The sequence below is a fragment of the Halorubrum tibetense genome, from assembly GCF_042661865.1.
In the GTDB taxonomy this organism is placed as follows: domain Archaea; phylum Halobacteriota; class Halobacteria; order Halobacteriales; family Haloferacaceae; genus Halorubrum; species Halorubrum tibetense.
Genome location: NZ_JBHSWW010000680.1, coordinates 1 through 562, shown reverse-complemented (window position 1 = coordinate 562; position 562 = coordinate 1). Strand labels below are relative to the sequence as shown.

Genomic DNA, 562 nt, shown 5'->3' with positions numbered 1-562 from the left:
TACCCGAGGTTTACCAGCACTCGGATAATGTGGCTTATCCCTATGCGCTTGCCTTGGTTCTGTCGCGACAAGAGGGTAGCCCGGTAACTTTATCTACCACCGATATAGGACCCGAAGCGGTAATAAATGAACCAGAGGCGGTGCAATGGCTGCGTTGGTTTGCAAACCCCGATCAAGCTACGACTTTGGCGGTGTCTGGCCGGCGGTGTCATCGAGTCTGGCAGCAATGAAGCGGCGCTTGAATTGGCTTTGGCGGCTATTTGCCACCGGCCTGTCCTTTACGTTGTTCGGGCTGGGTGGCTTATTGCTACCTTTCTACGCACTGCCATGGCTGCTGGCTACGCCAAAAGGGATTAAGCGCGAATGCAAAGCCCGCTGGATAGTGCACATCAATTTTCGTTTTTTTATGAACATGATGCGAGCCCTAGGTATCTTGCATTATTACGTTGAGGATATTGACCGCCTGCGTCAGCCCGGCCAGCTCGTTCTGGCCAACCACCCTTCGTTAATCGATGTGGTCTTGCTTATAAGCTTGCTGCCGCAGGCCGATTGTGTGGTGAAA

General features: G+C 52.8%; 1 protein-coding gene. It reads left to right on the top strand.

Annotated elements, in window-relative coordinates; all coding sequences use genetic code 11:
* Positions 1-145 precede the first annotated feature (145 nt).
* Positions 146-562: hypothetical protein (locus tag ACFQEU_RS17715; protein ID WP_379784288.1), on the top strand; the 417-nt coding region annotated here is incomplete at its 3' end.